The sequence below is a fragment of the Hymenobacter sp. UV11 genome, assembly GCF_004684095.1.
Lineage (GTDB): Bacteria > Bacteroidota > Bacteroidia > Cytophagales > Hymenobacteraceae > Hymenobacter.
This window is the reverse complement of record NZ_SRII01000003.1, coordinates 143108-165721: the sequence shown is the minus strand read 5'-3', so window position 1 is coordinate 165721 and position 22614 is coordinate 143108. Positions and strand designations below refer to the sequence as shown.

Genomic DNA, 22614 nt, shown 5'->3' with positions numbered 1-22614 from the left:
CGTGGGGTGGGAAAAAGAAGAAAACAGCGCAGTAGGAAGGGGTAGCAGCGCCTAGCGGGCGCGCTCAAAGCGCACGGCATCACCCGTGCGAACGACCCGCAGGTCGAGTATCTCGGCCAGGGCCGGCAGCAGCAACTCGGCCTTGGTCACGGCCACGGCCCCCGACACCTGCTGGCTGAGCATGGCCGGGTCGGCCGCGCTCACGCGCAGGGCGTAGGTATCGCGCAGCAGCTGCACGATGTCGCGTAGCGGCGTTTGGTGAAATTCGAAGAAGCCCTTGGTCCAGGCCAGGTACAGGGCCGAGGGCACCTGCCGCCGGCTCAGCTGGGGCCGGGCAGTGGAGGTTTCGACCAGGTCGCCGGGCTGCATCAGCAGGCTTTCGCGGGTTAGCCAGGTGCGGCGCGCCACGGCCACCTTGCCCGAGGCCAGCACCACTTTGGTGGTGCTATCCTGGCTGTTCACGTCGAACTGCGTGCCGAGCACCGCAATGTCGAGGTCGGCGGCGTGCACCACGAACTTAACGGCCGCCGGCGCCGCCGCGATATCAGCCACCGGCTTGGTAGCCAAATGCTTCACCTGAAAGTAGCCTTCGCCGGTCAGCCACACTTCGCGGGCCGAGCTGGCGGTCCAGTGCGCCGCCGTGGTCAGGGTCGAGTTGGCGTTGAGCACCACCACCGAGCCATCGGGCAGCCGCACGGTGCGGTGCTGGCCGGCCCCGGTAGCGTAGCGCACGGTGGGCGGGTGCTGCCCCCGCCACCAGCTCACCCCCAAGAATAATAGCAGCAGCGCACTGAGCACACCCACTACCCCGCGCACGCGGCGCTGGCTGCGCAGGCGCGGCCAGGCCGGCACCGGCCGGATGGCTTCTTGCAGGCGCTGGAACTCCGTATCGACCAGGCGGGGGGGTAGGGCCGGGCGCCGGGCCTGGTGCAGGGCGCGCACCAGGGCGTGGGCCTCGGCCGCCTCGGCCTGCTTGGCCGGATGCTCGCGCAGCCACACTTGCCACGCCAGGCCCGCAGCCGACTCAGCATCGGCTACGTAGGCCTGAAACGACTCGTCGAGCAGGAAGTCATCAACCGAGTAGCGCGTCAACTCCATAAGCCGGGGTAGGAAGGGAAAGTGGGATATCTTAACCACACCGCCCCCCGGCTTTTATACTGATAAAAAGCAGCAGTTTTTTTAATGTATTCTCTAACTAATTGTTAGTGAATACATTAAAAAATAACCTGACTTGCAGCGCCCACTGGCTCAGCAGCAGCAGCCACACCGCCGGCGGCAGGTGCTGGCGCAGCACGTGCAGGCTTTGGTAGATGAGGTTGCGCGCCGACTGCGGGTTGAGGCCCATAATGTCGGCGATGCGGTCGTAGGCAAAGCCGTCGAAAAACTTGAGGTAGATGGCCTCGCGCTGGCGGTTGCTGAGCTGAGCCAGGGCTTGCAGCAACTGCACGCGCTGCGCCTCCGACAGCTCCTGGGCAATGAGAAAATCCTCGGGCGAGTAGTGAAAATCGGCGGCCAGCTCGGCGGCGTAGGCGGTGTGCCAGCCCGCGCGGCGCGTGTGGGCGCGGGCATCGTTGGCCAGCTGGTGGCGCAGGGCCTTGAACAGGTAGGGCCGCACGGCGCCTTCTGCCAGCTGGCCCAGCCGGGCGCGGCGCTGCCACAGCCGCTGAAACAATTCCTGGATGCCGTCCTTGGCCATTTCCTCGTCGCCGGTCAGGCGCAGGCCGTAGCCGTAGAGCGCCGGGTACTGCTGCCGAAACAGGGCTTCGAAGGCCCGCTCGTCGCCCGCCAGCACGTTTTCCCACAGCGAGTTATCAGGCAGCGACATGGAACAAGCAGCGAACAGGAAAGGTGGAGAATGTGGGTTTTGGGTTTGTTTTGTGCCGGGTTACGGCGCGCCGCAGCAGCCGGACCGGGTAAACTTACGCTAAACTATCGGGGCTCCGCCCCTACCCCCCGCTACTCACCCAACTGGCCCCAGGCGGTAGGCGAGCGGCGAAAGTACGGTTTGAAATGCCTCATTCTGCGGTTGTAAGGCCGCCTACCCCCCTCCTTTTCTCCCATGCCCACCCGCCGCCACTTTCTCACCGGCTCGCTGGCGGGGCTAGCCCTGCTCGCTATGCGCCCCTCCCCTGCCGCCGCCGCCCGCACCTACACCAACCCGGTGCTGGCCCGCGATTTTCCCGACCCCTTCGTGCTGCGGCACGGCGGGCATTACTACGCGTTTGGCACCACCGGCCGGGGCCGCACGCCCGACGGCCGGGTGTTCACGCTGCTCGCGTCGGACAACCTCGTGGACTGGCGGCCGCTGGGCGGGGCCCTTACCCCCCCGCCGGGCAGCGAGGAGTTTGACTTCTGGGCGCCCGAGGTGGTGGAGCACCAGGGCACGTTTTACATGTACTACTCGCGGGGCGGCGGGGCCATTGGGGCCACGGTGGGCCACCAGCTGAAAGTGGCCACCAGCCCGCGGCCCGAAGGCCCGTACACCGAAATCGCGGCGCTGCCGGTGGCCGACAGCCAGTTTACCATCGACGCCCACGCCTTCCAAGATACCGATGGCCAGTGGTACTTGTTCTACGCCCGCGACTTCACCGACACCCAGGACGGCTACTACCCCGGCACCGGGCTGGTGGTGGATAAGCTGGTGAGCATGACCCAGCTGGCCGGCCAGCCGCGCACGGTGCTGCGCGCCCGCCACAAGTGGACGCTCTTCGAGGCCAACCGCACCATGCCGCTCTACGGCAACCGCACCTTTGCCCAGTGGCACACGCTGGAAGGGCCGTTTGTGCGCCGCCACGCGGGCAAATACTACTGCTTTTTCAGCGGGGCCAACTTCCTCACCGACCGCTACGGCGTCGATTATTGCGTGGCCGAGCACATCATGGGTCCCTACGTTGATTCGGGCTCCGATGCCGGGGCGCGGGTGCTGCACTCGGTGCCCGGCCACGTGCGTGGCCCCGGCCACCACAGCCATGTGCTCAGCCCCGACGGCCGCACCGAATACCTGGTGTACCACGCCTGGAACGCGGCCATGACCGCGCGCGAGCTCTGCATCGACAAGTTGGCCTGGACCAAGCAGGGCCCGCGCTGCCTCGGGCCGACGTACACGCCGCAGCCGCTGCCGGGGTAGGGCACGGGCATTTTTAGGACTAGTGACAACAAGAACGTCATGCTGAGCCTGTCGAAGCATCTCTACCGCGCCGTTCGGGTGTCGTTCGGTAGAGATGCTTCGACAGGCTCAGCATGACGTTCTTGTTTTGCTAATTGTCCTTTACCCCTACCCCATTAGTTCAGCCCGACCTTGCCTTGCATCGACTCGAAAAGCTTGGGCGAGTCGAAGCCGATGCCGTGCTTGAACACGATTTCCATCTGGCGGAGCTGGTGAATATCCTGCTCGGGGTCGCCAGTTACCAGCACTAAATCGGCCTGCTTGCCGGGCTCGATGGTGCCGATGTCGCGGTCGCGGCCCAGGTATTTGGCACCGTTGAGGGTGCATATTTTGATGGCCTGGATGGGCGTGAATCCGCCTTCAACCAGCAGCTCGATTTCGCGGCGGTTGGCGTAGCCCGCGATGGTGCGGCCCGCGCCGGTGGGGTCGGTGCCGGCCACCAGCAGGCCGCCCGCGTCGTAAAACTGCTTTTCCCAGCCCTGCTCTTTTTTGAAGAGCGCCACGCTGGCCGAGTCCTTGCCCTGGTTGGCCTGCCAGGTTTTGGTTTCGCGCTCCTGCAAGGTCGGCATGAGGGCGCCGAGGCCACCGCCTAGCACCACCTCGCGGCCGGTGTAGGGCTCAAACACGGGCAGCGTGGAGGTAAGGGCCACATTCTTGCTAATCAAGAACTTGATAAGGTCAGTCACGGCTGGGCTGTTGGCGGGCTGGCGCAGCAGGCCCTGGCGGGCGGCGGGGTAGTCGCAGGCGTCCGTGACGTGGCCGGGGGCGAAATCGGAGCTGGCCATGAAGCCGTGCTCCAGGTTGTCGATGCCCGTTTCGGCAGCCTCGCGGTAGGTGATGGCGCAGAGGTGGCCGGTCACTTTGAGGTGGCGGGCGTGGGCCTCGGCCACCACGGCGGCCAGGTCGGCGCGGGTGGCGTGCATGTACATCTTGAACGACGTGCAGCCCTTATCGGCCCAAAACTTGGTGCTAGCGGCCGCATCGGCGGGGCCTTTGATGGTGTTCAGGGCCGGAATATCCATGCCCGGCTCCTCCATGTAGGGCGCCGTTACGTCCATATCGGGGCCGATGAATTTGCCTTCGCCGATGAGGCGCTGAATGGCCAAATCGGTCTGCGGCTCGATGCTGCCGGCGGTGCGGATGGTGGTGGCGCCGCCCGCCAGGTAGAGGCGCGGAAACGAGTACGGCATCTGGGCAATGTTGAAGAGCCCGCCCGCCGGCATGGTGTAGTAGAGGTGCTCGTGGAGCATTACCAGGCCGGGAATCAGCGTTTTGCCGGCGCAATTGATGACTTCAGCGCCGGCCGGCACTTTCACTTTTTTGCTGGGCCCGACCTGCTCGATGCGGCCATCGCGCAGCACCACCGTTTGGTGCAGCAGCGCGGGCCGGCCGGTGCCGTCAATCACCTTGGCATCAGTGAGGGCCACCACGGGCGCGCTCACTTTGATAAACTCCTTGACCTGGGGCGTAAAGGTGGGGGTAGGCGGCGTGGATTGGGCCCGGCTGGCGGTGGCAAGGAAGGCGCTCAGGCCCGCGCTGAGTAGCGCCGCAACGGTTGTCTTTTTCATAAGTGTCGGCAAAAATCCCTACCCCCGGCAGGTGGCCCAAAGTACGCCCCGCGCCCGCCAAAACCTCGCCCCTACCCCCCAAAAAAGCCGTGACGCTGGGGGCGCCACGGCTTTCACTTTATGCGAAGGGCAGTTCAGCGGCTGGCTACTTGGGCTGGGCGCGGCAACCGGGCGGCCGTGGTTTTGGCAGCGCTCACGCGCCACACTTTATTGCCGGCGTCGTCGGTCACGAGCAGGGCGCCGTCGGGCATGGTTACTACCCCCACCGGGCGGCCGTAGGCCTTGTCCGAGCCATCGCCGACCAGAAAGCAGGTGAGAAACGGCTCGGGCTTGCCGGCGGGCTGGCCGTTTTGGAAGGGTACGAATGCTACCTGGTAGCCCGAGTAGGCCGAGCGGTTCCAGGAGCCGTGCTCGCCCACGAAGGCCCCGTTTTGGTAGCGGGCCGGGAAGGCTTTTTGGGTGTAGAAGGTGAGGCCCAGCGCGGCCACGTGCGCGCCCATGGGCACGTCGGGCACTAGGGCTTTTTTGACGAGGTCGGGGCGCTCGTTATTGCGGCGCGGGTCTTCGTGCTGGCCGTAGTAGGAATAGGGCCAGCCGTAGAAGCCGCCCTCCTGCACGCTGGTGATGTAGTCGGGCACCAGCTCGTCGCCTAGCTCGTCGCGCTCGTTCACGGCGGCCCACAGGCGCTGGGTGGCGGGGTTGTAGGCCAGGCCAATGGGGTTGCGCAGGCCGCTGGCGAATATCTTCTCACCCGTACCGTCGGGGTTGATTTCTAGAATATTAGCCCGCCGAATTTCGTTCTCCGGGCCGTGCTCCTGCACGTTGGAACCCGAGCCCACAGTCACGAAAATCTTCTTGCCATCCTGGCTGGCCAGCAGGTTGCGGGTCCAGTGGTTATTATAGCCGCCCTCGGGCAGGCCCAGTATTTTCTGGCCGGCGGCCGTGATTTTTGTGTCGCCCGCCTTGTAAGGAAAACGCATCAGCCCATTCGTGTTGCCCACGTAGAAGTAATTGCCCAGCACCAGCATGCCAAACGGCTGGTTGAGGCCGCTCAGAAACACGGTGCGCACGTCGGGCCGGCCGTCGCCGTTGGTGTCGCGCAGCAGGGTGATGCGGTTGGCGCTGGTGGCTTGCAGCGAGCGCGACTTATCGAGGTGCAGCGCGGCGGCAATCGCCTTCTTGGTACCTTTGGGTAGGGTGTTGGCCTCAGCCACGAATACGTCGCCGTTGGGCGCCACGTAGGCCCAGCGCGGGCTTTCGAGGTTGCCCGCGTACTCAGCCACCGTGAAGCCGGCCGGGGCGGTGGGCGTTTTGCCCGCTGGCCAGTCGATGATATCCACCCGCTTGCTCACCGATTTGGTAGCGTAGGGCGCGGGCAGGTGCACGGTGGCGTCGTCGGGAGTCGTGATGGTGGTGGCCGGGTTATCGGCCTGGGCCTGCTGTTTTTCCTGCTGGCTGGGGCCGCTGCCGCACGCAGCCAGCAGACCTAGCACGGGCAGCAGCCCGGCATATTTCAACGTCATAACAAAAGGAGGGGGTAGGCGACCGCGGGGCCGCACGCTCATAATCCCTTCATTTTACTCCCAAAGCTCCGATTGGTTGCGCGAATGCCGAAAGGGGTTGCTCCTGCACTACCCCGTGCGGCCCGCGCTGCTCCCACCCGCCGCCAGAATTTTTACTGCTGCGGCGTGCGCCGGTCCGACGGCGGAGCCGTCCGACCGGTTGACACCTGCGCTGCCTAGCGAGTCGCTCAACCATCGTTCCCCCAACTTGAAATTTGCGCTACCTACAAGTTCTAGCCAAGCACCCTGCCCAGGACAGTACAAAGCCAACTATAGAAGCGCCCATTGCCGCATTATGGTTGCTTCTTACCCGCTCCTCAGCCCTACCCCCACCAAAAAAAAGCAGCCCGCTCCAAAGTGGAACGGGCTGCTTTTCAGGCTAGCCGAGTGGCTGGGTGGCGCTTACTTCTTGCGAGCAGGCGCCTTTTTCATCGACGACTTGCGGCGGCGGGAAGCACCCGTACCAGTCGTCTTCTTGCCGGGCAGCTTCTTACCGGCCGTCTGGATTTCCGAGATGGTCGGGGCCGCGCCGTACTTGGCTTCGGCCGCGTTGGTTTCGCCCGTCAGGTAGGGGTCGAAGTCTACGCGGCGGTTTAGGGCCCGGCCGGCAGCGGTAGCATTGCTGCCAACAGGCTTGGTTTCGCCATAGCCACGGGCTTCGATGCGGTCGGCCGGGATGCCCTTATCGAGCAAGTACTTGCGGGCCGAAGCGGCACGCTCGTAGCTCAAACGCAGGTTGTAGTCGTCGGAGCCTTTGCTGTCGGTGTGGCCGGCAATGCTGAGGCTGTAGTCCGGGTAGTCGTTCATAATCTGCGCCATCTGGCTCAGCTTCGAGGTCGAGTTCGACTTCAGCGTGGCCCTGTTGAAATCGAAGTTGATGTACTTCGGAGTTTCAGCCGGAATCTCGGGGCAGCCTTTGTTGCTGGCGGGGCCGGCGCGGTCGGGGCACTTGTCCTGCGAGTCGGGCACGCCATCGCCGTCGCGGTCGAGCGGGCAGCCGTTGGCATCCACTTGCACGCCAGCCGGGGTATCGGGGCACTTATCGAGGTTGTCGGGCACCTTGTCGCCGTCGCTGTCCAGGGGGCAGCCCGAGGCATCGACGCGCACGCCGGCCGGGGTATCGGGGCACTTGTCGTCGGCATCGGCTACGCCGTCGCTGTCGGCGTCGGGGCAGCCTTGCAGGGCGGCCAGGCCTTTCACATCGGGGCACTTGTCCTGGTAGTCCGCTACGCCATCGCCGTCCGTATCAATCGGGCAGCCGGTGGCGTCCACTTTTACGCCGGTGGGCGTGTCGGGGCATTTGTCTTTGCGGTCGGGCACGCCGTCGCCGTCCGCGTCCTTGGCTTTGCCAAGGGCTACCGTCAGGCCAGCCGAGTGCACCAAGAAGCGGTCAAAGTACTTGCCGGTGGGCGAGTTATCAATGTCGATACCGTCGTTGGTGAAGGCATAGTGCTGGGCGGTCGTGATATCCAGAAACACTGCGGGCGAGAGCCGGAAACGCAGGCCGGCCTGGCCAAATATCTCGGGCCGACGCACCTGGTTGGAAAACCGACCGGGTACCACCGACTGGTCTTCGTTGAAACGCAGGTAGTTGCCTACGCTATTAGCTACAAAAAAGCCGCCGCCACCCATCAGGTAAGGCTGAATGAAGGCGTCTTCCTTCAGAATGTGGCCGTTGTTGAGCTTCAGCTTGAGGCCCAGGTCAAACATGGCCGTCTTGGACGTGAACTCGTTGCGCGGGGCCGAGGCGGCCACAAAGCGGTAGTTCTCGTAGTTGCCGAGCAAGCTCAGGTCAAACGAAGGCGAGATGTAGCGGGTGATGTGGGCACCTACGCCTACCTGCTCGGGGGCGAAGAGCTTGCCAAAATCACCGCCCAGGTTGCCCTGGTATTGCAGGATGCTGATGTTGGCCCCAATGGCCGTTTTGCGGTCGGGCGTCTGGGCGTAGGCCGGGTTGGCCGCCAGCCCAGCCACTAGCAACACCGCTCCTGGCAGCAGCCGGCGCAGAGTAGAAGAGAGTTGGTGCATAAGCGAAATAAGTTGGGTGGAAAAGTGAGACATTAGCACTGTTTGCTGGCCCTACCTACGGAAAAATTAACCTGACGGTAATAAAAGGTTCCTTTCTGACCCACATTTTTTTCAGCTGCTGTGGCAAAACGCAGCCTGGTAGTAGGTTGGGCTGGGGCGGGGCACGGGCCCCTACCCCCCTCGCACGCACAAAGCCCAGCGCAACCCGGCCGAAGTGACCGGGCCAAGCTGGGCTCCAAACAGGGGGGTAGGCGCCGGGCTTTAGTAGCCGGGGTTTTGGGTCAGCACGCCGCCGCTGAGGTCAATCTGGGGCTGCGGAATGGGGAAGATTTCGTTCTTGCCCTTCACGAAGGTTTTGCCGTGCAGGGCCAGGGCCGGCACAATAGTGCCGGGTTGCACGCTCTCTTGGCGCACGAGGTCGAAGAAGCGGTCGTGCTCCATGGCCAGCTCCACGCGGCGCTCGTGCCAGATGGTGGCCAGCGAGGGGGTAGTGGCGGCCAGGCCGGCGCGGGTGCGCACCAGGGTGAGGTCGGCGGTGGCCTCGCTGGTTTTGCCCAGCTGGAAGGCGGCCTCGGCGTGCATCAGCAGCACCTCGGCGTAGCGCATGATGCGGATGTTCTTGGGCAGGTAGTCGTTGTTGCCGCAGTTGGGCTCCTTGGTGCGGCTGTGGTAGGCCTTGTAGCTGTAGCGCGCACCCTGCACCGAGTCCTGGCTCGGAACGCGGAAGCCGTCCCAGAGCACGGTGCCGGTTGATTTCTGGCCAGCCGGGGCGGTGGGGTTGATGAAGATGATGGTGCCGGCCCGGCGCACATCGCCGGCCTCGTAGGTACTGGCCAGGCTGGCTGAAGGCGTGTTGAAGCCAAAGCCCAGGTCCGACCAGCCGTACTTGCCGCCGGCGCGCGGGCCCTGGGCCACCACGTAGAGCTGCACGGCTTCGTTGTTGCAGGAGGCGTTGATGCCCGTTTGCACCTCAAAAACCGACTCCGAGTTGTTGTTGCCCACCGTGCGCCAGATGTCGGCGTAGGTGGGGTAGAGCGAGTAGGCATTGCTGGTGATAACGGCGCTGGTGAGGTCGTAGGCCTTCTGATAGTTCTTCTGGTAGAGGTACACCTTGGCCAGCATGGCCTGGGCGGCCTGCTTGCTGGCGCGGCCGGTGTCGGTGCCGCCCTTCACGGGCAGGTTGTCGGCGGCAAACTGCAAGTCGGCGATAACGGCTGCGTACACGTCGGCCACCGAGGCGCGGGTTTGCAGGGCGGGGTTGTTGGCGTCGCTGGCGGCGGGCACGGTCGTGATGAGCGGCACCGGGCCAAACAGCCGCACCAGGTTGAAGTAGAAGTAGCCGCGCAGGAAGCGCACCTCGCCCAGCTGCCGGTTCTTGATGGAGGCATCGGCTGGGCTCAGCGGGATTTTGTCGAGCGCCTGGTTGGCACGGGCTACCCCCTGAAAATAGCCGTTCCAGCAGTTGTTGACGTTGCTGTTGGTAGAGGTGGCCGTAAAGTTGTCGATGGTGGCCGCGTCGAGGTAGTCGGTGGGCGTGCTGCCCTTGTCGGCATCGTCGGAGGCAATATCCGTCAGGATAATGTACTGCAACCCATTGATATCGGCGCTAAATCCGCCGAGGTAAAGCACGTTGTACACGCCATCGACCAGCTTCTGGGCGGCGGCGGGGTCGGTCTGGATGGCAGCGGTGCTGAGCTGGCCCTGCGGGGCCACGTCCAGAAACTGCTTGCAGCCGCTGGCCACGGCCAGCGACAGCGCCAGGGCGGCCGTGCCGGCCCGGCGAACTACTGTATAAAGGGTGGGTTTCATAAGAAGGATAGCGGCTTATTTGAAGTTGGCAGTCAGGCCCACCGTGAGCGTGCGGCTGGTGGGGTAGGTCGTGGCCTCAATGCCCGAGTTGAGGGGCCCGCCAGACAGCTCGGGCGTAAAGCCCGTGTACTTGGTGGCCGTGAAAATATTCTGGCCCGACAAAAACAGCCGCAGCGTGGCCAAATGGGCCTTTTCGATGCTGCTCACCGGAAAGGTGTAGCCAATAATCACGTTGTTGAGGCGCAGGTACGAGCCCGACTCCAGGAAGTAGGTCGAGTTGGGCAGGCTGCTGGTCAGCGCGCGCGGGTTGGTGTTGGAGGGGTTGGCGGCAGTCCAGCGGCTATTGGCGAAGCTGGCCTCCACGTTGTCGGTACCAGCAAAGCGGGCCTGCTTCTTGGCGTTGTACACCTTGTTGTTGAGGTTGCCCGAAAACACCAGCGAGAAGTCGAAATTATGGATGTTGATGCCGCCGTTGATGCCGAAGTACACGGGCGGCTGGTACGAGCCGAAGTAGCGGCGGTCGTTGAGGTCAATCTTGCCATCGCCGTTGGTATCGGCATACTTGAGGTCACCGGGCTGGGGCGCGCCGTTGGGGCCGGTGCCGAAGGTGGAGGTCGGCGAGCCCGCGATGTCGGCCGCGCTCTGATACACGCCGATGGCATCGAGCAGGAAGAAGCTGCCGGCCGCCTGGCCGTTATCAGACTTGGTTTGCAGGTTGTTACCCGCAAACAGCGCCTGCCCACCGTTGAGGTTGGTGATGCGGTTCTGGTTGAAGGTGGCGTTCACCCCGAAGTTGTAGGTGAAGCCGTCGGCGATGGTTGAGCGCCAGTTCAGGGCGGCCTCTACCCCCTTGTTGGTGATGTTGGCGGCGTTGGTAATGAGCTGGTTGTCGGGGTCGCCCAGAATGCCAGGGATGTTAATCGGAATGAGCGCGTCGCTGGTGAGCTTGTTGTAATAGGTCACCTCACCCGTCAGGTGGTTATCCAGAAAGCCAAACTCCACGGCGGCGTCGTACTCGCGGGTGGTTTCCCAGTGCACGTTGCCATCTTTGAGCTGGCTGATAACGGCGCCCAGCACCGGCTGACCATTGAAGAGGTAAGGAATGTTGATGTCGGCCGTGGTTACGTAGGAGTTGACCGGAATCTGGTCGTTGGCCAGGCGGCCGTAGCTGGTGCGCAGCTTCAGGAAGCTCAGGCCCTTCACGTCCTTGAGAAAGTCCTCATCCGAAATGACCCAGCCCAGGCCCAGCGACGGAAACACGCCCTCGCGGCGGCTGGCGGCAAATTTCGACGACGCATCGTAGCGCAGGTTGGCCGTGAGCAGGTAGCGGCTGTTGTAGGCGTAGTTGACGCGGCCCAGCACCGAAAAGCGGCGGTCTTTGGACGGCAGCATATCGGGATTGGGGTTGTTCGGGTCGTAGGGATTGACGACTGACGTGTTGGGGTCGCCGGTGTTCAGGTACCACTGGTTGGGGTCGGCGGGCACGCCGCGGCGGTAGCCGTAGAGCGGCGTGTACTGACCCTCCTCGGTGGTCGTACCGGCCAGGATGGTCAGGTCGTGCTTCTCGTTGAATACCTTGTGAAACGTGGCCGTGTTCTCCCACAGGTAGCGGTAGGAGTTGGTTTGCATCACGCCCAGGCTGCTGGTGGGGTTACGCTGGTTGCCGCCAGCGATGATGAACGTGGTGTTATCGTTGTTGAACTGGTAATTGTAGTCCGTGGTATTGTTGAAGTTCAGGTCCACGTTGATGGCCGAGCGCAGCGTGAGCCACTCCACGGGCCGCACGTCGATGCCAACGTTGCCCTGCAAGCGGTTTTCAACCGAGCGGTTGTTGTTTTTGTCGATATCAAGCACCGGGTTGCCCACGTTGCCATAAGCGGCGGTGTTGCCGTAGAGCGGGCCTTGCTTGGCCGGAATAATCGGGGCCGCGCGGTAGGCATCGGGGTAGGCCGCGCCCAGGTTCACGCCCTGCGTATTGGCGTGGCTGAACGAGGCTTGTGAACTGATGGTGACCTTATCAGAAAGCGAAAACGAGGTATTGGAGCGCACTGTGAGGCGCTGAAACTTGTTCTGCGTCACGATGCCGTCGTCCTGCAGCAGGTTGCCCGAGAAGTAGTAGCGCACGTTGTCGGTAGCGCCCGACACGGCCAGATTGTGGTTTTGGAAGGTGCCGCGCTTCAGGATTTCCTTGTACCAGTTGGTGGTAGCCGCCCCGAAGCCGGGGTAGCTCGGAAACGTGGTGCCCGGCGCCGTGTCGGTGATGTAGCTCTTGTACTCATCGGCGTTGGCCATCTGCACCAGGTGGGCCGCTTCCTTGAAGCCGTAGGTGCCGCTGTAGCTGAGCACCGGCTTGCCCACCGCACCCTTTTTAGTGGTCACGATGATGACGCCGTTGGCGCCGCGCACACCGTAAATGGCCGCCGCCGAAGCATCCTTCAGCACGTCAATCGAGGCGATGTCGGCATTGCTAAGGTTACGAATATCAGTAGTCTGCACGCCATCTACCACGTAGAGCGGGTTGGCGCCGGCCAGCAGCGTGCCCGTGCCCCGGATGCGCACCGTGGGCTGCGAGTTGGGTGTGCCGTCGCTGATAATCTGCACGCCGGCCAGCTTGCCCTGCAGCGCCTGGGTAGGCGTTTGCACGGGCTGGTTCACGATTTCGCTACCCTCCACGCGGGCCACGGCGCCGGTGAGGTCGCGCTTTTTCTGGGTTCCGTAGCCCACTACGACTACCTCGTTGAGCTTGGTAGTAGAAGCCAGCGCCACGTTGATGGCCGTTTTGCCGGCCACCGGAATCTCCTGCTGCGCGTAGCCTACGTAGTTGAACGTGAGCACCGCATCGGCGGGCGCCTGAATGGAGTAGCGGCCGTCGAGGCCGGTCTGGGCGTTCACCGACGTATTGCCTTTAATGAGCACCGTTACGCCAATCAGCGCTTCCTGAGACGTGGCGTCAGTGACAACGCCCGTAATCGGCGCCTGCTGGGCCCGCAACGCGCTCGGCAACAGCGCAAAAGCCAATAGCAGCCACGTGAGTAAGTGGATGTTTTTCATAAAAGGGGCGGGAAAAGGTGAAGCTTGCGTGAAGTTTAGCAATTCTGCCGACGAAGTGGCATTATTTGCCGATAAACTTTAGTAAAAGTAAGCTACTGCCGCAACAAACGTTTGTTAGCGCTATACTTTCGTAAAGTCAAATCGGTGCAACTGCCAAGCTCAACCGGTCCCTGCCAACCGGCCCCATTCGCCCCAGCTTATTAATTAACCACTTATTCACATATAATCGCTTGTTTATCTGAGTTTTACAACCATGTAAAGTACTGCCAAAAAGCAGTACTTTACATGGTAGCTTTTTCTTCTTTTCTTTCTTTTCCCACCCATGAAACTGCTTTTTCTACTGTTCAGCGGCCTACTGCTGGTGCCGGCACTTGCTCCCGCGCAGGCCCTGCGCAGGGCCGCAGCCAAGACCCCTACCCCCCCCGCCAGGTTCGATGCCCGCCAGCGGCCGCGCCACCTCACCGACGAGCAGCTGCTGGACCAGGTGCAGCGCCAGACGTTTCAGTACTTCTGGGTGCTGGGCGAGCGCAACTCGGGCATGGCCCGCGAGCGCAGCAACGCGTCGTTTGATACCGGGCCCGAGGTGGTGACGACCGGCGGCACGGGCTTCGGCATCATGGCGCTCATTGCGGCGGCCGACCGGGGCTGGATAACCCGCGCCGAGGCGGCGGCGCGCATGAATAAAATCGTCAATTTTCTGTGGAAAGCCGATATGTACCACGGCGCGTTTCCGCACTGGCTCAATGGCGAAACGGGCCACACCATCCGCTTCGGCATCAAGGATGACGGGGCCGATATTGTCGAGACTTCTTTTCTGTATGAGGGCCTGATTTGCGCCCGGCAGTACTTCACCAAGGACACGCCCGACGAGACCAACGTGCGCAACAAAATCCTCTGGATGTGGGAGGGCGTGGAGTGGAGCTGGTTTACGCAGGGCCAGAACGTGCTGTATTGGCACTGGAGCCCCAACAACGGCTGGAGCATGAACCACCAGATTCACGGCTGGAACGAGTGCCTGATTACCTACGTGCTGGCCGCCTCGTCGCCCAAGTATGCCATTGATAAGCAGGTGTATGACCAGGGCTGGGCCACCGGCCCCGAGTACGTGAACGGCAAGCAGTACTACAACACCACCCTACCCCTCGGTCCCGAGCTGGGCGGGCCGCTATTCTTCACGCACTACTCGTTTATGGGCCTCGACCCGCACGGCCTCAAGGATGCGCACGCCGACTACTGGGCCCAAAACCAGGCCCACACCCGCATCAACTACGCCTACTGCCAGGCCAACCCCAAACACTACAAGGGCTACGGACCCAATTGCTGGGGCCTCACGGCCTCCGATAGCTACCGGGGCTACGCGGCGCACTCGCCCACCGAGGACCTGGGCGTGATTTCGCCCACGGCGGCGCTTTCGGCCCTACCCTACGCGCGGGCCGAGTCGATGGCGGCCATGCGGCACTTTTACGAGGACCTGGGCGATAAAATATGGAGCCAATACGGCTTCGTGGATGCCTTCAGCGAGCAGCACGATTGGGCCGCCAGCTCGCACCTGGCCATCGACCAGGGGCCGATAGTGGTGATGATGGAAAACGCCCGCTCGGGACTGTTGTGGAAGCTGTTTATGGGCTCGCCCGAGGTGCAGCGCGGGCTGAAGAAACTGGGGTTTGAGAGCCCGTATTTGAAATAGGTCTGAACCGCGGATTTTTTCGGATTGGTCGGATTAGTCGGATTTTGTGGCCGACTCCATTTTAAACCCCTGCTTGCTGCTTACACTGCGGCCATGACCTCATACCCAACTTTCAACTGTACACATGGTGCGTAGTACCCTACGAGTAACGCTGCTACTGGCCCTGCTGAGCCTGTTGCGGATGCCAGCCCAGGCCCAGCAAACCATCACGCAATACCTGTCGGGCCTCGACAAAGACCACACCGTGCAGTGGGATTTTTACTGCACCAAGGGCCAGAACAGCGGCAAGTGGAGCAAAATCGCGGTGCCCTCGAACTGGGAAACCCAGGGCTTCGGCACCTACAACTACTACCGCGACGAGAAGAACCCCGACGAGCAGGGGCGCTACAAGCACGCGTTTCGGGTGCCGGCCGCCGGCCGGGGTAAGCACGTGTTTATCGTGTTTGAGGCCAGCATGACCGATACTGAGGTGAAGGTGAATGGGCAGCTGGCGGGCCCCGTGCACCAGGGTGGCTTCTACCGCTTCAAGTACGACATTACCGATAAGCTAAAACCCACCGGCCAGGATAACCTGCTGGAAGTGACGGTGAGCAAGCACTCGGCCAACGCCTCCATCAACCAGGCCGAGCGCAAAGCCGACTTCTGGCTGTTTGGTGGCATTTTCCGGCCGGTGTACCTGGAGATTGTACCCCCCGCCTACCTCGACCACCTGGCCCTGGCTGCCCAGGCCAACGGCGCGCTGCGCGTGGACGCCTTTGCCGTGAACGCCACGGCCGGCCAGACCATTACCGGCCAGGTGCAGGAGCTGAGCGGCAAGGCCGTGGGCGCGCCGTTTGCGGTACGCGCGGTGCCCGGCGCAGAAAAAACCACCCTCCGCGCCCAGCTCAGCGGCATTCGGGCCTGGAACCCGGAAGCGCCCAAGCTCTACAACCTGGTGCTGACGCTGGCCGATGCCAAAGGCCCCGTGCACCGCGTGACGCAGCGTTTCGGCTTTCGCACCATGGAGCTGCGGCCGCAGGATGGCCTCTACGTAAATGGCAAGCGGACCATTCTGAAAGGCGTGTGCCGGCACAGCGAATGGCCCGAATCGGGCCGGGCGCTGAGCAAAGAAATCAGCCTGCTCGACGTGAAGCTGATGAAGGAAATGAACATGAACGCCGTGCGCATGTCGCACTACCCGCCCGACGCGCATTTCCTGGACGTGTGCGACTCGCTGGGCCTGTTTGTGCTGGATGAGCTAACCGGCTGGCAGGCGCAGTACGACACCATCGTGGGCCGCAAGCTGGTGCGCGAGCTGGTGGTGCGCGACGTGAACCACCCCAGCATCATCTTCTGGGACAACGGCAACGAGGGCGGCTTCAACCGCGCCCTCGACGGCGACTACGCGCTCTACGACCCGCAGAAACGGCCCGTGCTGCACCCCTGGGAGCGCTTCAACGGCACCGATACCAAGCACTACCCCGACTATAACTACGTGGTCAACTCGGTGCTGTACGGCCAGGAGGTGTTCATGCCGACCGAGTTTATGCACGGCCTCTACGACGGCGGCCACGGCGCGGGGCTGGAAGACTTCTGGAACCTGATGCTGAAGCATCCTTACCTGGGCGGCGGCTTCCTGTGGTCGTTTCACGACGAGGCCGTGGTGCGCACCGACCAGAACGGCCGGCTCGACGCGGCCGGCAACTCGGCACCCGATGGCATCCTGGGGCCGCACCGCGAGAAGGAGGCCAGTTTTTATACCATTAAAGAGCTGTGGTCGCCGGTAGTATTCAACAAGAAGTTTATCGGCGCGGGCTTCGATGGCCGGTTGGCCGTGGAGAACCGCTACGCGTTTACCAACCTGAGCCAGTGCACGTTTAGCTGGAAGCTGGTGTCGTTTGCCGCGCCGGGCGCCACTACTACGACGCCTAAGGTCAATGCCAGCGGTGCCGCGCCGGCCCCCGCCATGGCGCCCGGCGAAAAAGGCTACCTGGCCCTGCCGCTGCCCGCCACCTGGCACCAGAGCGACGCGCTGTACCTCACCGCCTACGGGCCCGACAAGCGCGAAATCTTCACCTGGAGCTGGCCCATCAAATACCCGCGGGAAGTGACCAAAGTGGCGATGCCCCGCCCTACCCCCCCGTCCGCCGTCGAAGCCACGGAGCAGGGCAACACGCTGCTGGTGAAGGTGGATGGCCTCAGCTATGCCTTCGATAAAACGACGGGCTACCTCCAACACGTCGTCAACCCGAAGGCTACCATCTCGCTGGCGGGCGGGCCGGTGCTGGCCGGCATCAAGCAGAACCTGAAGGAATTCAAGCACTACGCGGCGGGCCCGGTGCACGTAGTAGAAGCCACTTACGAAGGCGACAAAAACAGTTTCCAAGCCAAGTGGACGTTTGCCTCGGGCCGGCCCGCGCGGCTGGAATACCAGTACGCGCAGCGGGGCGATGCCGACTTTATCGGCCTCACCTTCACTTACCCCGAGGAGAAAATCACGGGCATGAAATGGCTGGGCCAGGGCCCCTACCGGGTCTGGAAAAACCGACTGAAGGGCCAGCAGTTCGGCGTGTGGCACAAGGCTTATAACGACGCCATTACGGGCGAAACCTGGCAGTATCCGGAGTTCAAAGGCTACCACGCCGACCTGTACTGGGTGGTGGTTGAAAACAAGGAAGCGCCGTTCACGGTGTACGCCGACAACCAGGGCATTTTCCTGCAGATGCTGAAGCCTACCCGGCCCGTGGGGGCGCAAAACGAGAATACCTCGTCGCTTTTCCCCGAAGGAAATCTGGGTTTTCTGACGGCCATCGCACCCATTGGCACCAAGTTTCAGCCGCCCGCCGCGCTGGGGCCGCGGAGCCAGCGCGACCTGATGCTGAACTACACGCCAGTTAGCGGTAGCTTGTGGTTTGACTTTCGGTGAGTTAGGCTCTCCTTGTGAGTGCCCTACCCCCTGAAAGGGCGAAATAACCGGTACAAACCTTACTCCTTTTCCCACCCCATGCCAAAACACCGACTTTACGCCGGCGCCTTCCTGCTCGGGCTCCTCACCCACGGCAAGGCCTTTGCGCAGCTGCAAAATATGAAGCTGCTGAACGAGCCCATCGACATCAGCGACGACTTTCGCAGCTTCACCAACACCTATTATCTGGCCGATAGCCTCGGAAAATTTGACCCGGCCACCGCCTCGGGCGAGGTGCAGTACAAGCGCTACAACTACTATACACGGCAGGCTTTCAACAACATGCTGGGCGTGCTGCGGCCGGCGGCGGCCAACGAGTTTCCGACCACGGAGTACGCCGCGGCGCCGGCCCTGCCGTTTTCGCTGGAGTTTGTGTCGGCGCGCACGGTGCGGATTCGGGCGGCGTCGGGGCCCCAGCTGCACCCCAACGCCGAGTCGCTGATGCTAGTGGGGGGTAGGGCCCCCGTCGATACCAAATCGTGGCAGTACAGCCAAGTGGCCGGCGGGCACCGCTACACCAGCGCCTACGGCTCGGTGACGGTGCTGACGTACCCGTGGCATGTCGAGATTCGGGATGCGCAGGGCAAGCTGCTCACCAAAACCATTCACCACCGCGACAATGCCGACGCGTCGTACACGCCGGTGATGCCGTTTTCGTTTGTGCGCCGGGCGCAGGACTACTCGCGGAGCATGTCGGCGGCCTTTGCGCTCTCGCCCGATGAGAAGATTTTTGGCTGCGGCGAGTCGTTTACGCAGTTCAACAAGCGGGGGCAAAAGGTGGTGCTGTGGGCCGACGACGCCAACGGCGTGCAGAACGAGACGATGTACAAGCCCATCCCGTTCTTTATGAGCAGCCGCGGCTACGGCATGTTTATGCACACCTCGTCGCCGATTACCTGCGACTTTGGCAAGTACTTCAACGCCGTCAATTCCCTGCTGATTGGCGACGATGCGCTGGACTTATTCGTGTTTCTGGGCGAGCCCAAAGACGTGCTCGACGAGTACACCACCCTGACCGGCAAGGCCGCCATGCCGCCGCTGTGGTCGTTTGGGTTTTGGCAAAGCCGCATCACGTATTTCTCCGAGAAAGAAGGGCGCGAAATAGCCGGCAAGCTGCGCGAAAACCGGATTCCGGCCGATGTGATTCACTTCGACACGGGCTGGTTTACCACCGACTGGCGCACCGACTACAAGTTTGCGCCTGCTCGGTTTGCCGACCCCAAGGGCATGATTACGGACCTGAAAAAGGAGGGCTTTCACATCTCGCTGTGGCAGCTGCCCTACTTCACGCCGCGCAACACACTCACGCCGGAGCTGATTGCCAAGGGCCTGGTGGTGAAGGACGCCAAGGGCAACCTACCCTACGAAGACGCCACGCTCGACTTCTCGAACCCCGCGACCGTGACCTGGTATCAGGACAAAATTGCGGGCCTGCTCAAGCTGGGCGTCGGCGCCATCAAGGTCGATTTTGGCGAGGCCGCGCCAGCCACCGGGCTTTACTACTCGGGCCGCACGGGCTTCTACGAGCACAATCTCTACCCCCTGCGCTACAACAAGGCGGTGGCCGACATCACCCGAAAGGTGAGCGGCGACAACATTATCTGGGCGCGCAGCACCTGGGCGGGCAGCCAGCGCTACCCCCTGCACTGGGGCGGCGACGCCGAAAACACCGACGACGCGATGGCCGCCGAGCTGCGCGGCGGCCTCTCGTTTGGGCTGTCGGGCTTCTCGTTCTGGAGCCACGACATTGGAGGCTTCGTGGAGCGAACGCCGGAGGACTTGTTCACGCGCTGGGCGGCGTTCGGGATGCTGTCGTCGCACACCCGCAGCCACGGCGCGCCACCTAAGGAAGCCTGGCTGCTGAGCCCGGAATTTCTGAAAAACTTCCGCCTGGCCGATGAGATGCGCTACAAGCTGATGCCCTACATCTACGCGCAGGCCCGCCAGTGCACCCAAAAAGGCCTGCCTATGGTGCGGGCCCTGTTCGTGGAATTTCCGCAGGATGCGGGCGCCTGGCTCGTGGATAACGAGTACATGTTTGGCTCGGATATGCTGGTGGCCCCCATGTTTGAGGCCGCTCCGCAGCGCAATGTGTACCTGCCGGCCGGCAAGTGGATAGACTACCAGTCGGGCCAGGTGTACGCCGGCGGCTGGCAGACCATCAAGCCCGGCGCGGTGCAGGCGGTGGTGCTGGTGCGCGACGGCGCCATGATTCCGCACATCAAGCTGGCCCAATCGACCATGCAGATGGACTGGAAAAGCCTGCACCTGGTGGCCTACGCTGCCGATGCGCAAGCGGCCAAAGGCTACGTGTGCCTGCCCGCCGACAACGTGTTGCGCGAAGTGACGCTCACCAAGCAGGGCAGCGCTTTTCAACTGGCCAATGACCCGCTGAAAGGCAAGGTAAAATGGCAGGTGCAGACGAACGCAGAGTATGCCAAGGCGGGGGAATAAGTGGCGCGTCGGAAGTAACCAGGCAGGAAAAAGAACGTCATTCCGAGCCTGCGAGGAATCTCGCCCGAACGACATTTCCACGACATCCGAGCGGCGCGACCGAGATTCCTCGCAGGCTTGGAATGACGTTTTTTTTGAAAATTTATTTCATAACTCGTTAAAAATAAACTATCTGTGAAATCATTTAGCCAGCTGCTTGCCACCGGCACCCTCCTGCTCACCTTCACCCTGCGCGCCACGGCGCAAACCGCCTACCCCTTCCAAAACCCCCGGCTCCCCGCCGAGCAGCGCATCGACAACATCCTGTCGCTGCTCACTCTGGAGGAAAAAATTACTTGCTTGGGCACCGACCCCAGCATTCCGCGGCTGGGCATCGTGGGCACGGGCCATTCGGAGGGCCTGCACGGGCTGGCGCTCGGCGGCCCGGCCAAGTGGAACCGCCAGCATATGGTGCCGACCACGCAGTTTCCGCAGAGCTACGGCCTGGGCGAAACCTGGGACCCGGACCTCACGCGGCAGGTGGGCCAGGTAGAGGGCTACGAGGCGCGCTACGCCCTGCAAAACCCCAAATACGGCACGGGCAGCCTCGTGATTAGGGCCCCCAACGCCGACCTGGGCCGCGACCCGCGCTGGGGCCGCACCGAGGAATGCTACGGCGAAGACCCGTTTTTCAACGGCACCATGGCCGTGGGCCTGATTAAGGGTTTGCAGGGCGATGACCCCACCTACTGGCAAACGGCCGCGCTGATGAAGCACTTCCTGGCCAACAGCAACGAGGTGGGGAGGGAGCGTAGCTCGTCGAATTTCGACGAGCGCCTCTTTCACGAGTACTACGCCGTGCCGTTTCGGATGGGGGTAACGCTGGGCGGCTCGCGGGCCTACATGGCCTCGTACAACGCCTGGAACGGCATTCCGATGATGGTGAACCCGGTGCTGCGCGCTGTGACAGTGGACCAGTGGGGCCAGAACGGCATCATCTGCACCGACGGCGGCGCGCTGAAGCTGCTGGTCAGGGAGCACAAGTACTACCCCGATAGCGCGTGGGCGGCCGCCGCGGCCGTGAAGATGGGCATCAACCAGTTTCTGGATGAGTACAAAGTGCCGATTACCAATGCGCTGAAAGAGAAGCTGCTGACCGAGCAGGACATTGACCGGGTGATTCGGGGCGATTTTCGGGTGATGCTGAAGCTGGGCTTGCTCGACCCACCCGGCGCGAACAAGTACGCCGCCATCAAGGACGGGCCCGAGCCGTGGCTCTCGGACCAGCACAAGGCCGTGGCCCGCCGGGTGACGCAGAAGTCCATTGTGCTGCTCAAGAACGAGGGCAACCTCCTACCCCTCGACAAAAGCCGGGTCAAGACCATCGCCGTCATCGGGCCCCGGGCCGACCAAGTGCTGCTCGATTGGTACAGCGGCACGCCGCCCTACACCGTGAGCCCGCTGGCCGGCATAAAAGCCAAGGTGGGGCCCCAGGTGCAGGTTAGCTACGCGGAAACCAACCAGGACAACCGCGCCGTGAATGCCGCCCAGGCGGCCGACGTGGCCATCGTCATCGTGGGCAACCACCCCACCTGCAACGCCGGCTGGGCCAACTGCCCCGACGCCTCGGAAGGCAAAGAAGCCGTGGACCGTAAGTCGCTCACCCTCACCGACGAGCTGCTTATCAAGCAGGTGCGCCGGGCCAATCCCCGCACCATTGTGGTGCTGGTGTCGAGCTTTCCCTACGCCATCACCTGGACGCAGCAGAACGTGCCCGCCATCGTGCACCTAGCCCAAAACAGCCAGGAGCTGGGCAACGCGCTGGCCGACGTGCTTTTTGGCGACTACAACCCCGGCGGCCGCCTCACCCAAACCTGGCCGCGCTCCCTGGACCAGCTGCCGCCCATGATGGACTACAACATTCGCAACGGCCGCACCTACCAGTATTTCAAGGGTGAGCCGCTCTACCCCTTTGGCTTCGGCCTGAGCTACACCACGTTCCAGTATTCCAACTTCCGGCTGAGCTCGTCAAAATTCAACAAAGCGGGCGAAATTATGGTAAGCGTCGACGTGCAAAATACCGGCACCCGCACCGGCGATGAGGTGGTGCAGCTCTACGTCAGCCACCTGCACTCGGCCGTGGAGCGGCCCCGCAAAGAGCTGAAAGGCTTTCAGCGCGTCACGCTCAACCCGCAGGAAAAGCGCACGGTGCACCTGCTCCTACGCGCCGAGAGCTTGCGCTATTGGGACCAGGGCAGGCAGCAGTTTGTGCTGGAAAAAGACGCCTTGAACGTGCTGGTGGGCACTTCGGCGGCGGCGGTGAAATTTCAGCAGGTAGTGCAGAACTAAGACTAAGACTAGGTGAG

At 62.8% G+C, this 22614-nt stretch carries 12 protein-coding genes; 5 read left to right on the top strand and 7 right to left on the bottom strand.

The window, feature by feature from the left end; genetic code table 11:
* Positions 1-51: 51 nt before the first annotated feature.
* Both E4631_RS05740 and E4631_RS05735 read right to left on the bottom strand, forming a co-directional pair.
* Positions 52-1098: a FecR family protein gene (locus tag E4631_RS05740; RefSeq protein ID WP_135318591.1), complete on the bottom strand. Its 1047-nt coding sequence runs from the start codon at positions 1096-1098 to the stop codon at positions 52-54.
* A 97-nt stretch (positions 1099-1195) separates the two neighbouring features.
* Positions 1196-1825: an RNA polymerase sigma factor gene (locus tag E4631_RS05735; protein ID WP_133655920.1), complete on the bottom strand. Its 630-nt coding sequence runs from the start codon at positions 1823-1825 to the stop codon at positions 1196-1198.
* Between the two features lie 234 nt (positions 1826-2059).
* Here E4631_RS05735 and E4631_RS05730 point away from each other — a divergent pair, with 234 nt between their 5' ends.
* Positions 2060-3127: a glycoside hydrolase family 43 protein gene (locus E4631_RS05730; RefSeq protein ID WP_205704207.1), complete on the top strand. Its 1068-nt coding sequence runs from the start codon at positions 2060-2062 to the stop codon at positions 3125-3127.
* A 155-nt stretch (positions 3128-3282) separates the two neighbouring features.
* On the opposite strand, the gene E4631_RS05725 is transcribed toward E4631_RS05730, so the two are convergent.
* The 5 genes from E4631_RS05725 to E4631_RS05705 all read right to left on the bottom strand — a co-directional run bounded on the left by E4631_RS05725 (position 3283) and on the right by E4631_RS05705 (position 13184).
* Positions 3283-4734 (bottom strand): amidohydrolase family protein, encoded by a 1452-nt coding sequence (locus tag E4631_RS05725; RefSeq protein WP_133655921.1) that lies wholly within the window; start codon positions 4732-4734, stop codon positions 3283-3285.
* A gap of 134 nt (positions 4735-4868) precedes the next feature.
* The gene (locus E4631_RS05720) at positions 4869-6257 is read right to left on the bottom strand and encodes a sorbosone dehydrogenase family protein (RefSeq protein WP_133655922.1); all 1389 of its coding nucleotides are present in this window, start codon (positions 6255-6257) and stop codon (positions 4869-4871) included.
* A 441-nt stretch (positions 6258-6698) separates the two neighbouring features.
* Positions 6699-8324 carry an OmpA family protein gene (locus tag E4631_RS26900; protein ID WP_166647946.1) on the bottom strand — a complete coding sequence of 542 codons (1626 nt, stop codon included), beginning with the start codon at positions 8322-8324 and terminating at the stop codon, positions 6699-6701.
* A gap of 261 nt (positions 8325-8585) precedes the next feature.
* Positions 8586-10133, bottom strand: a complete 1548-nt coding sequence (locus E4631_RS05710) for a RagB/SusD family nutrient uptake outer membrane protein (protein WP_133655924.1) — start codon at positions 10131-10133, stop codon at positions 8586-8588.
* 15 nt (positions 10134-10148) lie between these two features.
* A complete protein-coding gene (locus E4631_RS05705) occupies positions 10149-13184 on the bottom strand; it encodes a TonB-dependent receptor (protein ID WP_133655925.1) in 3036 nt (1011 codons plus the stop codon).
* Positions 13185-13506: 322 nt separating this feature from the next.
* Here E4631_RS05705 and E4631_RS05700 point away from each other — a divergent pair, with 322 nt between their 5' ends.
* The 4 genes from E4631_RS05700 (at position 13507) to E4631_RS05685 (ending at position 22597) form a co-directional block, all read left to right on the top strand.
* Positions 13507-14871 carry a glucoamylase family protein gene (locus E4631_RS05700; protein ID WP_133655926.1) on the top strand — a complete coding sequence of 455 codons (1365 nt, stop codon included), beginning with the start codon at positions 13507-13509 and terminating at the stop codon, positions 14869-14871.
* A gap of 124 nt (positions 14872-14995) precedes the next feature.
* Positions 14996-17776 carry a glycoside hydrolase family 2 TIM barrel-domain containing protein gene (locus E4631_RS05695; protein WP_240734700.1) on the top strand — a complete coding sequence of 927 codons (2781 nt, stop codon included), beginning with the start codon at positions 14996-14998 and terminating at the stop codon, positions 17774-17776.
* A 78-nt stretch (positions 17777-17854) separates the two neighbouring features.
* Positions 17855-20269, top strand: coding sequence for an alpha-xylosidase (locus E4631_RS05690; protein WP_133655927.1), 2415 nt, complete (start codon positions 17855-17857; stop codon positions 20267-20269).
* Between the two features lie 174 nt (positions 20270-20443).
* Positions 20444-22597: a glycoside hydrolase family 3 C-terminal domain-containing protein gene (locus E4631_RS05685; RefSeq protein ID WP_133655928.1), complete on the top strand. Its 2154-nt coding sequence runs from the start codon at positions 20444-20446 to the stop codon at positions 22595-22597.
* Positions 22598-22614: the final 17 nt, after the last annotated feature.